Genomic DNA, 12,457 nt, shown 5'->3' with positions numbered 1-12,457 from the left:
GGGCGTTTTATCTTCCAAGCCAAGGACTTGCAGATTGGTTATGACCGTCCTCTGACCAAACCCTTAAATCTTACCTTTGAACGCAATCAAAAGGTTGCAATAATTGGAGCCAATGGTATCGGGAAAACAACTCTCCTGAAGTCTCTCTTGGGCATTATCCCACCAATCGCTGGAGAAGTCGAACGTGGCGACTACCTAGAACTTGGTTATTTTGAGCAAGAAGTAGAAGGTGGCAATCGTCAAACACCTCTTGAAGCTGTTTGGAATGCTTTTCCTGCACTTAACCAAGCAGAAGTCCGTGCGGCCCTTGCTCGTTGTGGTTTGACAACTAAGCATATCGAAAGCCAGATTCAGGTCTTATCAGGTGGAGAACAAGCCAAGGTACGCTTCTGTCTCTTGATGAACCGTGAAAACAACGTTTTAGTGCTGGATGAGCCGACCAACCACCTAGATGTGGATGCTAAGGAAGAACTCAAACGGGCGCTTAAAGAATACAAAGGAAGCATTCTTATGGTTTGTCACGAACCAGACTTCTATGAAGGCTGGATGGACCAAATCTGGGACTTTAACAAGCTAACTTAAAAGCAGTAAAAAAGCCAAGTCGAAATGACTTGGCCTTTTTGACTAGTAATTTAAATAGTTTTCAACTTCAGATTTCTCAATTTCTTTACCGTAGTGGCAAATCGGACAAGAAACGAAGTAACTCTTACCATAAGGGAAAAGTGGAATCCAGTAGAGGGTGAACTTGCGTCCAGTTTCTACAATCTCCCAAGTGTCAACATTGTTACAGTGACCACATTCGATCGCAGTTTGCGTATGTCCCAAATCTTTCTGATAACCTTTAGAACCCCAAAATAAAATCATGTCATCGTCTCCTTATCTGTTGATGGCTTATTTTTTGCTGAAGTCGTAGTCTTTCACGACTTCTATACTATCAATGGTGATAGCAGACGTTGGTTTGTCTTTCTCATCTTTTTCAGCTTTGGCAATCTTGTCAACAACATCCATACCATCAATGACTTGACCAAAGACGGGGTGTTTGCCGTCTAGACTTGGATTTCCACCTTCTTTATAGGCTTCGATGATTTTCTTTGGATACTTGCTTGTAGGGAGTTTAGCTGAAATATCTGTTGAGTTTTGATTGACGAAGAACTGGCTACCGTTGGTGTTTGGTTGACCAGTGTTAGCCATAGCAAGGGCTCCTCGGATATTGTATAGGTAAGGAGAGATTTCATTTTTGAAACCAGTTCCCTTGTCCTTTGTTTTATCCTTATCATGCCAGATAGATTGGCCCCCTGTACCATCTCCCTTAGGATCTCCAGTTTGGACCATAAAGCCATCGATGACACGGTGGAAGGTGATGCCGTTATAGTAGCCTTCCTTAGCGTGAGTAAGGAAGTTTTCAACCGCAAGAGGTGCTAGTTTTGGAAAGAGTTTGATGCGGATATCGCCTTGATTTGTGTGTAAAATGACCTCAGCTTCATCTTCAGCAACTTCCTTAGAAAGTTGAGGGAAGTTGGCATTTTCATTGGTCAATGCGTCATTCAAATCTTTGGCAGCCTGAGCAGCTGCTTTTGAGCTTTCTTCAGCTGAGATGCTGGAGTCGACATATTCATCACCACGGAGACTACGTTGGATACTAGTACATCCAACAAGGGCTACAGTTGATAGTAAAAGAAGGGTTGCTAGTTTTTTCATTGTTTTCCTCTCAAAAATTCATTTCTACCATTGTACCCTAAAAGGGAGGTGATTTCAAATGTTAATGATTTTACTAAAAATTTCTAGGAGTTAAAAAAATTAAAACTCTGTCAAGTTTTTTTCTTGACACCTGTCAGAAATCTGCTATAATAGAACATGTGCTAAATAGCTCAGCTATTTCACCGAAATAAAAAAATAAGAAAAGAGACATTAAAAAATGGCAGTTAAAATCCGTTTGACTCGTATGGGTTCTAAGAAAAAACCTTTCTACCGTATCAACGTAGCAGACTCACGTTCACCACGTGACGGACGTTTCATCGAAACAGTTGGTACTTACAACCCACTTGTTGCTGAAAACCAAGTAACTTTGAAAGAAGACCGCGTTCTTGCATGGTTGGCTGATGGAGCTCAACCTTCAGATACAGTTCGCAACATCCTTTCAAAAGAAGGCGTATTGAAAAAATTCCACGATTCTAAATTCTCAAAATAAGTTTAAAGTAGGTTGACAGATGGATACGATTGAAAATCTCATTATTGCGATTGTGAAACCTTTGATTTCACAACCTGATGCCTTAACTATCAAGATCGAAGACACACCAGAGTTTTTGGAGTATCACTTGGATCTTGACCAAAGCGATGTCGGTCGTGTTATCGGTCGTAAAGGTCGCACTATCTCAGCGATAAGAACGATTGTCTACTCTGTCCCAACTGAAGACAAGAAAGTAAGAATCGTTATCGACGAAAAATAAGAAAAGCGGGACAGAAGTCTCGCTTTTTTGTGAGGAGGAGAAGATGAAGGATTTAACGTTTAGACAATTACAAGCTTACTTACTCGAACATTACCAGCAATCTCGGACTGAGGAAGGTCTCTTTATCAAGCTAGTGGAGGAAGTCGGAGAAGTAGCCGAGGTCTTGAACGGGCGCTCTGGTCGAAAAGAGTCTGTCCAGGACTCAAATGAGGAACTAGCCAAAGAACTAGCTGATATCATTCACTACACCGTCGCAATCGCGACCATAAACGACATTGATCTAACCAAAACCATCTTTGACAAAGATAAGAAGGCTGCCATTAAGTACCAACATGAACGAGATTTGGAAGAATTTTTGGAGGGAAAATATCTATAGTGTCTTTTTTCTTCAACTTGTGAAAATCCCTAGAACGTGATAAAATAAAGGATAAGGGTTTTTAATAAATCATTGTTATAGAATGAGTGGATTTCTTTATGAAACGATTTGAAGTAACTACAAAAATTGGCAGCCTCTCTGTTACTTATAAAAAGCAAAAGAAAGTGCTTGTTTGTTTAAATGGCGCAGGTTTGCTACCAAGTTATGAAAATTTTTCACTTATACTTGAAAAACTTCCTCCCACAATTGGTTATTTGACAATTGATTTTCCAAACACAGGTAGGAGTCCGATTCATGACCAATCTGGAAAAAATCTGGACAATCTTGTAGACGCGGTTTATGAAGTACTTGAAGAATTGGCGATTTATGAATATATACTTTGTGCACATAGTTTGAGTGGAATTTTAGCTTGCAAATTGATGAACAAATCAATTAAGTGTCAGGCTTTAGTAGCAATTGAACCAACAACTAAAAAAGTAATGTTTTCTGATTTTTCAGAAAATCCTTATCCAGAAATGGAAGAGCAAATGAGACTGATTGAAGAGTGTGGCCCCGAAGTCTATTTTAAGAACATAACTCAAGCAGCATTTAGCTCTGAAACTAATGAAGAAATCTGGGATTTAGTGCAAGAAAAAGATTCAGAGTTGGAAAGACAAGTTCCAGAATTTCATATATATTGTGAGATTACTGAGGAAGATTTTAAGAATGTATCTATAGAAGCTCATGTCCCTGTATTTATTTTTTGTCAGGCTTATAGAGAAAAAGAATACAGAGACTCAGAATATTGGACTTCCAATACTAAACTCATTTTAGGAGGGAATCACCATTATTTACAATGGTCTGAATCAGAAAAAATTGCGAATATTATTCGAGAATTGTCAGAATAAGATGGAAAGAAGGAGAGTACAGGAGACAAGATGAACTACTTTAATGTTGGGAAAATCGTTAATACGCAGGGTCTACAAGGTGAGATGCGAGTCTTGTCTGTGACGGATTTTGCTGAGGAACGGTTTAAAAAAGGGGCAGAGCTGGCTTTATTTGATGATAAAGACCAGTTTGTCCAAACAGTGACCATCGCAAGTCACCGTAAGCATAAGAACTTTGACATTATCAAATTCAAAGACATGTACCATATCAATGCGATTGAAAAGTACAAGGGTTATAGTCTCAAGGTCGCCGAGGAAGATTTGAACGATCTAGATGATGGAGAATTCTATTATCACGAGATTATCGGTTTGGATGTTTACGAGGGTGATAACTTGATAGGAACTATCAAGGAAATCCTACAACCGGGAGCCAATGATGTCTGGGTAGTCAAGCGAAAAGGTAAGCGAGATTTGCTTTTACCTTACATTCCACCAGTAGTTCTCAATGTTGATATTCCAAACAAGCGGGTCGAAGTGGAAATCTTAGAAGGACTAGATGATGAAGATTGATATTTTAACCCTCTTTCCTGAGATGTTTTCTCCGCTGGAACACTCGATTGTTGGGAAGGCTCGAGAAAAAGGGCTCTTGGATATCCAGTATCATAATTTCAGAGAATATGCTGAAAAGGCCCGTCATGTTGACGATGAACCTTACGGAGGCGGTCAGGGGATGTTGCTAAGGGCTCAACCCATTTTCGATGCCTTTGATGCTATTGAAAAGAAAAATCCGCGCGTCATTCTCCTCGATCCAGCTGGAAAGCAGTTTGATCAGACTTATGCTGAGGATTTGGCTCAAGAGGAAGAACTAATCTTTATCTGCGGTCATTATGAAGGGTATGACGAGCGCATCAAGACCTTGGTAACTGATGAAATTTCCCTAGGAGACTATGTTTTGACTGGAGGAGAATTGGCGGCCATGACCATGATCGATGCGACTGTGCGATTGATACCGGAAGTGATTGGTAAGGAGTCTAGTCACCAGGATGATAGCTTTTCTTCGGGTCTTCTCGAATATCCTCAGTACACTCGCCCTTATGACTATCGAGGTATGGTCGTGCCAGATGTGCTCATGAGTGGGCACCATGAAAAGATTCGCCAGTGGCGGCTGTATGAGAGTCTAAAGAAAACCTACGAACGCAGACCTGACCTGCTAGAAAACTATAAACTGACAGCCGAAGAAGAAAAGATGCTGGCTGAAATCAAAGAAAACAAAGAATAAAGGAGAACCTTATGCAAGTAATCAAACGTAATGGAGAAATTGCTGAATTTGATCCAGATAAAATTTACCAAGCTGTTCTAAAAGCAGCCCAAACAGTTTATGTTTTGACTGATGACCTACGTCAAAACTTAGCTCAAGTTACTAAAAAAGTCGTTTTGGACTTGGAAGAAGCAAAAGTAGAACGTGCCACTATCAGCATGATCCAGTCAATGGTTGAGCACCGCTTGCTTGGAGCTGGCTACATTACAATCGCAGAACATTATATCTCTTATCGCTTGCAACGCGATTTGGAGAGAAGTGGTTATGGCGACCATATCGCTGTTCATCTTCATTTTGAACAAATTCGTTAAGAAAAAGAGTGGGATGCAAAGAACATCTCACTCTTTCTTAAATAGATTTTTCTGAGCTTTTTGTACGGTTGAGGGAACAAAACGAAGTCGTTTAATATCACTGATACGAATGATTCGGGTCACGTTTTTTGAAAAATTTTTGACGATAATTTGTTGGCGATTAGCATCGTGTTTAACAATATCACCCGTAAAACTTGTCTCAGCAAGTATGACATGAACAGCCGTCTTTCTTTGGATGGCTTGTTCAATCATAGCAGTGAGGGAGTTATCCTCGATTTGAGGATGATCATCATTCCCATTGAGAAAACCATGTAGTTTATCTAGAACTAGTTTGAATGTCTGTCTCATAGAATCCTCCCTTCTTATATATCCACATTATATAAAATTTTCCTAAAAACCACAAGATTTTTACGAATAGACTATAGAAAGCATATCACATAAAGGAGTTAAAATGGCAGAATTTACATTTGAAATCGAAGAACACTTGCTCACCTTGTCTGAAAATGACAAAGGATGGACAAAAGAACTAAATCGCGTTAGCTTTAATGGTGCCCCTGCAAAGTTTGACATTCGCGCTTGGAGCCCAGACCATACCAAAATGGGCAAAGGAATCACGCTTTCCAATGAAGAATTTCAGGTAATGGTCGATGCCTTTAAAGGGCAACAATAAAAAGAATCTTGAGTGCAACTCAAGATTCTTTTTTTAGGACACAATATAGTCACACAGAGAAGTTTTAGACAATTGAATAAAAGTCTCTCTATACTCTTCAGGTGGTGTTGGATCATCCTTACGAATCCAGACTTCAATGAAAGAGATTGCCATGGTCGTAATGATATAAGCGATGTCCTCTTTATTAAAATTATATTTCAGTTGGTAATTGACATTCTTTAGTACCCACTCTGAGTATGTTCCACGCAGAAATTCCTTCCAACATGGGTCGACTTGTGTGGTGTACAAGGTGTTAACAATTTCCCTTTTTTCGTATATGAGCGGAAGTATATGGTCTGCTAAAAAGCTGATAGGATCTCCATCATTGCTAGGGCAGTACTTATTAAAGACGTTAAAAATGTGCTGATTGGTCTCTTCGTGAATGTATTCGATAATATCTTCAAAGTTGTTAAAATGCTTTTGATAAATCGCTTGTCGTGAAATACCAGCTTCAGCAGCAATTTCAGTCATTGTAAAGGAACTACGCTGAGGATTTTTCTTAGCTAGTGTGATGAGAGCCCCAATGATTAGCTCACGAGTATTCTTTGCCATAGAATTACCTTTCTACTTATAATTATTTACAGTTATTTTTGAATGAAGAAAAATCAGAATGTTCAAGTTAATATAAACAATCAATGAACATTAAATTTTCTGAATCTTTTAGGTAGCTCTATTGTATCATAAATGATTTATAAAATATAGCTCAATCATTGAAAATGCGTTTTCTGAAAAGTATACAATTGCTAAGCATCCAAAATCAATAGAAGCTTATTCGGTTTGAATCAATTAGAATACTTTTCTACTTTGCATATTGTGAATAGCTATAATTTGAAGAATAAAACGATTAATATTCATACTGGTATAAGAATAGTCGAGTATCTAAATAGTGTACAGTTGATTCTTAGAAAGGAAATAGTCCAGAACAATTGTTCTGGACTATTCTTTTATCTTGAAAAATATGGAAGACTTTTCAATCGTTCGAGTAGGGGACGACTAATGAAACTAATGGCAATAATCTTACCAAGATCAGGGAGGATAAAGGGAAGGACGCCAACAGCGAGTGCCTTGTCAAGTGGCATACCAGCAAGGAAGTGGAGGCTGAGAATACCTCCGACAAAGACGAGGGAGTCACCCAAGAGGTTGGCTAGGAAAATGCGAATGTAGCCACTTTTTTGATGGATGAGATAAGATGTAAGTCCAGCATAGACAAGGTCGAACCAAAGATAGCCTGCACTTGGACCGACTAAAACGTGAAATCCAGCTCCTCCCCCTGCAAAAACAGGTAAACCAATGGCACCCAGCAAGAGATAGAGAGCTACAGATAGAACAGCTTCTCTGGGTCTAAAAACAGTAGCAATCAGACCAATCGCAAAGTTTTGCAAAGTGAAAGGTACAGGACCGATAGGGAGACTGATTTGTGCCAATACGGCGATGAGAGCTGCACCGATAGCAGGGATAGCATATATATGAGCTTTTTTCAAAACTGTTAACCTCTTTTCAAAATTATAGTAACTATTATACTAATTCAGAAAGAAAAGTCAACCTATTTTTGAAATCAAGGTAACAATTTTGTAACGGCCGATTTTACAAGTAAAAAGAGACCTCAAGAGGTCTCTTACAATAATTAGCGCATGGTTACAAATTCTTCTGAGGCGGTTGGGTGGATAGCTACTGTAGCATCAAAGTCCGCCTTGGTAGCCCCCATCTTGATGGCAACAGCGAATCCTTGAATCATCTCATCCACTCCATAACCAAGTCCGTGTAGGCCAATAACTTTTTCGTCATCACCGGCGGTGATGAGTTTGAAACGAGATTCTTGACGATGGCTTGTAACGGCTGAGTACATAGATGCAAAGCTTGACTTGTAGACTTTGATGTTATCTTGGCCGTATTCTTTGATAGCTTGATCCTCGGTCAAACCGACTGTTCCGATTGCTGGGTGGGAGAAGACAACAGTAGGGATAGTCGTGTAGTCCATCTTGGCATTTGTTTTCCCGTTGAAGAGGCGTTCAGATAAGGTACGTCCTGCCTTGATGGCTACCGGGGTCAGTTCCTTCTCACCAGTAACATCTCCAAGAGCATAGATGCCATCTACAACTGTATTTTGGTATTCATCTACTTGGATAAATCCACGTTGGTTGAGTGTGACGCCAGCCTTTTCTAACTCCAGACCGTCTACATTTGGACGGCGACCGGTAGCCCAGATAACTTGGCTGGCAGTGTGACTAGAACCATCTTCGAAATGAATGGTAATACCTTGCTCTGATTCTTCTAGTTTGGCTGGTACCTTATGTGTGTGTAAAGGTAGACCTGTTTTTTCCATTTCATTGACAAGTCCTTCAACGATGTAGCTGTCAAAACCACGCAAGGGACGATCACGACGGACAAACAAATCCGTTTTTACTCCTAGTGCGTGGAGAACACCTGCTAATTCAACGGCGATATAGCCAGCTCCAAGAATCGCAACGGAGTCAGGAAGTTGCTCCCAAGCAAAGACATCGTCTGAGCTGCCACCGAGTTCAGCTCCAGGAATAGTTGGGATGCTTGGACGAGCGCCAGTCGCAATCACGATATGCTTGGCACGAATCAATTCACCATTAACGCTGACCGTATGAGCATCAACGAAATGAGCACGACCTTCAATCAAATCAACCCCATTGCGCTTGAAACTTCCGTCATAAGATGAGCGAGCACGGTCGATGTAGGCTTCACGGTTTTGACGAAGTTTAGTAAAATCAAATTGAACATCTGAACTTGTAAAACCGTAGTCAGGGCCGTAGTGGTGGAAGTTTTCAGCGATTTGCGCTCCATACCACATGATTTTTTTAGGAACACAGCCGACATTGACGCAGGTTCCACCTAATTTTTTCTCTTCGATAACAGCAGCTTTTGCACCGTGTTCGCCAGCGCGGTTCATAGTGGCAATGCCGCCGCTTCCTCCACCGATGGCGATGATATCATATTCTCTCATAGAAAACTCCTTATAGCTTTGATAGTCATATTCTATCGTTTTTATTTTTTGAATGCAAAAATCTGCTACGATAAAAAAATTATAAAAACGCTTGCCAAATTCAAAAAGATATTGTATTATATATCTAGCACAATAATCCAATAAACGAATACCGAACGAAATAATGATCCTGAATTGTCATTGTTTCCATCTGAACTGTTATTGTTTGGGCTTGGTATTTCTGATATAATGGTTTTTGTAAGGCAAAAGAATAAAGGAGCTTAAAAATGAAAAGAAATAAGAAGGCAAAAAAATGGCAATTATACACAGCGATTGGTGTTGCCAGTGCTATTGTTATCGGTGCTGCGGGGATTTTGATTTTTAGACAACCTTCCCAGTCAGCAGTCAAGGAGGAAACCTCTCATATCGTTACTGCTAAGGAAGGTTCTGTTGCTTCATCGGTCCTCTTGTCAGGTACGGTTACAGCAAAAAATGAACAATACGTTTATTTTGATGCTAGTAAGGGAGATTTAGATGAAATTCTCGTTTCGGTTGGAGACAAGGTCGAAGAAGGGCAAGCTTTGGTCAAATACAGCAGTGCAGATGCTCAAGCTGCCTATGATGCAGCCGATCGTGCAGTTGCAAAGGCAGACCGTCATATCGAGGAGTTAAACAAGGCTCGTGAAAATGCATCAGCTACACCAGCTTCTCCACAGGTTCCAACAGAAGCTGGACTCCCAGAACAAGCGCAAGCAGCGACTTCTTCAGTATCCTCTATCGACTCTCAAATCAGTGATGCCAAGGATAACCGTGCAGATGCTGTGGCTCAGCTCAACAAGGCTCAAGCACAGCTAGATGCCGCAACTGTCCTCAGTACACTAGAAGGGACTGTAGTTGAAGTTAATCGTAATGTTTCCAAATCGCCAACAGGTAATAGCCAAGTGGTAGTACATGTCGTAAGTAATGAAAACTTGCAGGTCAAAGGGGAGTTGTCTGAATACAACCTTGCTAACCTTTCTGTTGGGCAAGAAGTTACCTTTACTTCGAAGGTTTACCAAGATAAGAGCTGGACTGGAAAAATCAGCTATATTTCTGATTATCCTAAAAACAATGGAGAAGCAGCAAATGCAGCCCTTGGAGGAAATACTGGCTCTAAGTACCCTTATACTGTTGATGTGACCAGCGATATCGGTGAGTTGAAACAAGGCTTCTCTGTCAGTGTGGAAGTCAAAAATAAGAGTAAGGCCATCCTTGTTCCTTTGACAAGTGTTGTTACCGAAAATGACAAAAACTATGTCTGGATCGTTGACGACCAGAAAAAAGCGAAGAAGGTAGAAGTTACTTTGGGGAATGCGGACGCAGACAACCAAGAAATTACTTCAGGTGTGACAGACGGAGCCAAGGTCATCAGTAATCCAACATCTTCCTTGGAAGAAGGAAAAGAGGTGAAGGATGATGAAAAAATTAATTAGTCTAAAAAATATCTGCAGGAGTTATCGAAATGGTGAGCAAGAACTACAGGTCCTAAAAAATATTAACTTAGAAGTTCATGAAGGTGAGTTTGTTGCCATTATGGGACCATCTGGTTCTGGTAAGTCTACGTTGATGAATACCATAGGAATGTTGGATACACCAACTAGTGGAGAGTACTATCTTGATGGCCAAGAAGTGGCAGGTCTTGGAGAGAAACAATTGGCCAAGGTCCGTAACCAGCAAATCGGCTTTGTCTTTCAGCAGTTCTTTCTCTTGTCCAAGCTTAATGCTCTTCAAAATGTCGAATTGCCCTTGATTTACGCTGGTGTTTCGGCTTCAAAACGTCGGAAATTGGCTGAGGAATTTCTGGAAAAAGTTGAGCTGACGGAGCGCAGTCATCATTTGCCTTCCGAGTTATCAGGTGGTCAAAAGCAACGTGTAGCGATTGCGCGTGCCTTGGTAAATAATCCCTCTATCATCCTAGCGGACGAACCCACAGGAGCCTTGGATACCAAGACAGGAAATCAAATCATGCAGCTGTTGGTTGAGTTAAACAAGGAAGGGAAAACCATTATCATGGTCACGCACGAGCCTGAGATTGCTGCTTATGCCAAACGCCAAATTGTCATTCGTGATGGGGTCATCTCATCAGACAGTGCTCTGGTAGAAAAGGAGGAAAACTAGATGCAGAATCTGAAATTTGCCTTTTCATCCATCATGGCCCACAAGATGCGTTCCTTCCTCACCATGATTGGGATTATCATCGGAGTTTCGTCTGTCGTTGTCATCATGGCTCTGGGAGACTCCATGTCTCGTCAGGTCAATAAAAACATGACCAAATCACAGAAGGATATCCATGTCTTTTTCTCACCTATCAAAAGCAAGGACGGCTCCTTTACGCAGAAACAATCCGCTTTGACAGTCAGCGGGAAAGAAGAGGATGTTCATGTTGAACCACCAAAACCACTAGAATCCTGGGTCAAGGAAGCTGCCAAACTCAAAGGAGTAGACAGTTACTATGTCACCAACTCGACCAACGTTACCTTGTCTTATAAGGATAAGAAGGTTGAACGAGCGACTCTGACAGGCGGAAATAGCACCTACATGAACGCAGTTGAAAATGAAATCGTTGCGGGTAGAAGTCTAAGACAGCAAGACTACAAGGAATTTGCCAGTGTGATTTTGTTGGATGAAGAACTAGCCAAGAGTTTGTTTGATAGTCCAGAAGCTGCGGTAAATCAAATCATCTCTGTTAATGAATTTAGTTACCGTGTGATTGGCGTTTATACCAGCAATGAAGCCAAAACTGCTAAAGCCTTTGGGATTGGTGGTCTTCCAATTACGACCAATATTTCTCTCGCAGCCAATTTTAATACTGATGAAATTTCGAACATCGTCTTTCGTGTCAATGATACTAGTCTAACGCAGACCTTGGGTCCGGAGTTGGCTCGAAAACTGACTGAGATTGCTGGTCTTCAGCAAGGGGAGTACCAAGTTGCGGATGCAACCGCTGCCTTCCAAGAAGTACAACAACTCTTTGGTTTTATGACCACCATTATCAGTGCCATCGCAGGAATCTCTCTCTTTGTCGGGGGAACTGGTGTTATGAATATCATGCTGGTTTCGGTGACAGAACGCACACGTGAGATTGGTCTGCGGAAAGCTCTCGGAGCTACTCGGGCTAATATCTTGGTACAGTTTTTGATTGAATCCATGATCCTGACTTTGTTAGGTGGTGTCATTGGTCTTGGGATTGCTGCTGGAATGACCATGTTAGCTGGAGTATTGCTTCAAAACATGATTGCAGGTATTGAAGTTGGGGTTTCCCTCCCAATCGCTCTCTTTAGCTTGGCTGTGTCAGCAAGTGTTGGGATGATTTTCGGAGTCTTGCCAGCCAATAAAGCGTCTAAACTTGATCCGATTGAAGCCCTTCGTTATGAATAAGATATAGAACAGAAAAAAACAAGATGGACAGTTGTCTATCTTGTTTTTGTATGGATTTTCCTA

18 protein-coding genes are annotated in these 12,457 nt (G+C 40.9%); 12 read left to right on the top strand and 6 right to left on the bottom strand.

The window, feature by feature from the left end:
• The coding region (locus GMD1S_RS02960; protein WP_000474348.1) for an ATP-binding cassette domain-containing protein at positions 1-582 on the top strand (582 nt) is incomplete at its 5' end.
• A gap of 42 nt (positions 583-624) precedes the next feature.
• Here GMD1S_RS02960 and GMD1S_RS02955 read toward each other — a convergent pair.
• Entirely contained in the window at positions 625-864 is a 240-nt protein-coding gene (locus GMD1S_RS02955) for a zinc-ribbon domain-containing protein (RefSeq protein WP_000600214.1), read from the bottom strand.
• 27 nt (positions 865-891) lie between these two features.
• Positions 892-1,698: a peptidylprolyl isomerase gene (locus GMD1S_RS02950; RefSeq protein ID WP_000731941.1), complete on the bottom strand. Its 807-nt coding sequence runs from the start codon at positions 1,696-1,698 to the stop codon at positions 892-894.
• Positions 1,699-1,915: 217 nt separating this feature from the next.
• On the opposite strand from GMD1S_RS02950, the gene rpsP reads away from it, so the two are divergent.
• The 7 genes from rpsP (at position 1,916) to GMD1S_RS02915 (ending at position 5,318) form a co-directional block, all read left to right on the top strand.
• Positions 1,916-2,188, top strand: a complete 273-nt coding sequence (gene rpsP, locus GMD1S_RS02945; protein ID WP_000268760.1) for a 30S ribosomal protein S16 — start codon at positions 1,916-1,918, stop codon at positions 2,186-2,188.
• A gap of 19 nt (positions 2,189-2,207) precedes the next feature.
• Positions 2,208-2,447, top strand: coding sequence for an RNA-binding protein KphA (gene kphA / locus GMD1S_RS02940; RefSeq protein ID WP_000379617.1), 240 nt, complete (start codon positions 2,208-2,210; stop codon positions 2,445-2,447).
• 43 nt (positions 2,448-2,490) lie between these two features.
• A complete protein-coding gene (locus tag GMD1S_RS02935; RefSeq protein ID WP_000654125.1) occupies positions 2,491-2,823 on the top strand; it encodes a MazG nucleotide pyrophosphohydrolase domain-containing protein in 333 nt (110 codons plus the stop codon).
• Between the two features lie 98 nt (positions 2,824-2,921).
• Entirely contained in the window at positions 2,922-3,710 is a 789-nt protein-coding gene (locus tag GMD1S_RS02930; protein WP_000819211.1) for an alpha/beta hydrolase, read from the top strand.
• 30 nt (positions 3,711-3,740) lie between these two features.
• On the top strand, positions 3,741-4,259 hold the full coding sequence (gene rimM / locus GMD1S_RS02925) for a ribosome maturation factor RimM (RefSeq protein ID WP_001105876.1): 519 nt from the start codon (positions 3,741-3,743) through the stop codon (positions 4,257-4,259).
• Positions 4,249-4,968 (top strand): tRNA (guanosine(37)-N1)-methyltransferase TrmD, encoded by a 720-nt coding sequence (trmD, locus tag GMD1S_RS02920; RefSeq protein ID WP_008277730.1) that lies wholly within the window; start codon positions 4,249-4,251, stop codon positions 4,966-4,968. The genes rimM and trmD overlap by 11 nt, the downstream gene beginning before the upstream one ends.
• Positions 4,969-4,979: 11 nt before the next feature.
• Positions 4,980-5,318, top strand: a complete 339-nt coding sequence (locus GMD1S_RS02915; protein WP_001196045.1) for an ATP cone domain-containing protein — start codon at positions 4,980-4,982, stop codon at positions 5,316-5,318.
• A 27-nt stretch (positions 5,319-5,345) separates the two neighbouring features.
• Here the strand turns inward: GMD1S_RS02915 and GMD1S_RS02910 are convergent, their stop codons facing one another.
• Positions 5,346-5,666, bottom strand: coding sequence for a hypothetical protein (locus GMD1S_RS02910; RefSeq protein ID WP_001250031.1), 321 nt, complete (start codon positions 5,664-5,666; stop codon positions 5,346-5,348).
• 103 nt (positions 5,667-5,769) lie between these two features.
• On the opposite strand from GMD1S_RS02910, the gene GMD1S_RS02905 reads away from it, so the two are divergent.
• Positions 5,770-5,988: a YdbC family protein gene (locus GMD1S_RS02905; RefSeq protein ID WP_000807417.1), complete on the top strand. Its 219-nt coding sequence runs from the start codon at positions 5,770-5,772 to the stop codon at positions 5,986-5,988.
• Positions 5,989-6,021: 33 nt separating this feature from the next.
• On the opposite strand, the gene GMD1S_RS02900 is transcribed toward GMD1S_RS02905, so the two are convergent.
• The 3 genes from GMD1S_RS02900 to gor form a co-directional block, all read right to left on the bottom strand.
• Positions 6,022-6,579 (bottom strand): TetR/AcrR family transcriptional regulator, encoded by a 558-nt coding sequence (locus GMD1S_RS02900; protein ID WP_001107627.1) that lies wholly within the window; start codon positions 6,577-6,579, stop codon positions 6,022-6,024.
• Positions 6,580-6,971: 392 nt separating this feature from the next.
• A complete protein-coding gene (locus tag GMD1S_RS02895; RefSeq protein ID WP_000709011.1) occupies positions 6,972-7,508 on the bottom strand; it encodes a biotin transporter BioY in 537 nt (178 codons plus the stop codon).
• Positions 7,509-7,651: 143 nt separating this feature from the next.
• Positions 7,652-8,998 carry a glutathione-disulfide reductase gene (gene gor, locus GMD1S_RS02890; protein WP_001209550.1) on the bottom strand — a complete coding sequence of 449 codons (1,347 nt, stop codon included), beginning with the start codon at positions 8,996-8,998 and terminating at the stop codon, positions 7,652-7,654.
• A 266-nt stretch (positions 8,999-9,264) separates the two neighbouring features.
• Between gor and GMD1S_RS02885 the strand changes: the two genes are divergently transcribed.
• The 3 genes from GMD1S_RS02885 to GMD1S_RS02875 are packed head-to-tail and all read left to right on the top strand — an operon-like array spanning position 9,265 to position 12,394.
• The gene (locus GMD1S_RS02885; RefSeq protein WP_000827877.1) at positions 9,265-10,449 is read left to right on the top strand and encodes an efflux RND transporter periplasmic adaptor subunit; all 1,185 of its coding nucleotides are present in this window, start codon (positions 9,265-9,267) and stop codon (positions 10,447-10,449) included.
• Positions 10,433-11,134 (top strand): ABC transporter ATP-binding protein, encoded by a 702-nt coding sequence (locus GMD1S_RS02880; RefSeq protein ID WP_008277719.1) that lies wholly within the window; start codon positions 10,433-10,435, stop codon positions 11,132-11,134. The genes GMD1S_RS02885 and GMD1S_RS02880 overlap by 17 nt, the downstream gene beginning before the upstream one ends.
• Positions 11,135-12,394 (top strand): ABC transporter permease, encoded by a 1,260-nt coding sequence (locus GMD1S_RS02875; protein WP_001180395.1) that lies wholly within the window; start codon positions 11,135-11,137, stop codon positions 12,392-12,394.
• Positions 12,395-12,457 lie beyond the last annotated feature (63 nt).

The organism is Streptococcus sp. GMD1S (genome assembly GCF_000296875.1).
Lineage (GTDB): Bacteria > Bacillota > Bacilli > Lactobacillales > Streptococcaceae > Streptococcus.
The sequence above is the reverse complement of the archived record's forward strand: the minus strand, read 5'-3'. Positions and strand labels throughout refer to the sequence as shown.

Coding starts and splice junctions, on each gene's coding strand:
- kphA (WP_000379617.1), top strand. CDS start 2,208: ATGGATACGATTGAAAATCTCATTATTGCGATTGTGAAACCTTTGATT.
- GMD1S_RS02930 (WP_000819211.1), top strand. CDS start 2,922: ATGAAACGATTTGAAGTAACTACAAAAATTGGCAGCCTCTCTGTTACT.
- GMD1S_RS02880 (WP_008277719.1), top strand. CDS start 10,433: ATGAAAAAATTAATTAGTCTAAAAAATATCTGCAGGAGTTATCGAAAT.
- GMD1S_RS02910 (WP_001250031.1), bottom strand. CDS start 5,666: ATGAGACAGACATTCAAACTAGTTCTAGATAAACTACATGGTTTTCTC.
- gor (WP_001209550.1), bottom strand. CDS start 8,998: ATGAGAGAATATGATATCATCGCCATCGGTGGAGGAAGCGGCGGCATT.
- trmD (WP_008277730.1), top strand. CDS start 4,249: ATGAAGATTGATATTTTAACCCTCTTTCCTGAGATGTTTTCTCCGCTG.
- GMD1S_RS02885 (WP_000827877.1), top strand. CDS start 9,265: ATGAAAAGAAATAAGAAGGCAAAAAAATGGCAATTATACACAGCGATT.
- rimM (WP_001105876.1), top strand. CDS start 3,741: ATGAACTACTTTAATGTTGGGAAAATCGTTAATACGCAGGGTCTACAA.
- GMD1S_RS02935 (WP_000654125.1), top strand. CDS start 2,491: ATGAAGGATTTAACGTTTAGACAATTACAAGCTTACTTACTCGAACAT.
- GMD1S_RS02875 (WP_001180395.1), top strand. CDS start 11,135: ATGCAGAATCTGAAATTTGCCTTTTCATCCATCATGGCCCACAAGATG.
- GMD1S_RS02900 (WP_001107627.1), bottom strand. CDS start 6,579: ATGGCAAAGAATACTCGTGAGCTAATCATTGGGGCTCTCATCACACTA.
- rpsP (WP_000268760.1), top strand. CDS start 1,916: ATGGCAGTTAAAATCCGTTTGACTCGTATGGGTTCTAAGAAAAAACCT.
- GMD1S_RS02905 (WP_000807417.1), top strand. CDS start 5,770: ATGGCAGAATTTACATTTGAAATCGAAGAACACTTGCTCACCTTGTCT.
- GMD1S_RS02955 (WP_000600214.1), bottom strand. CDS start 864: ATGATTTTATTTTGGGGTTCTAAAGGTTATCAGAAAGATTTGGGACAT.
- GMD1S_RS02915 (WP_001196045.1), top strand. CDS start 4,980: ATGCAAGTAATCAAACGTAATGGAGAAATTGCTGAATTTGATCCAGAT.
- GMD1S_RS02950 (WP_000731941.1), bottom strand. CDS start 1,698: ATGAAAAAACTAGCAACCCTTCTTTTACTATCAACTGTAGCCCTTGTT.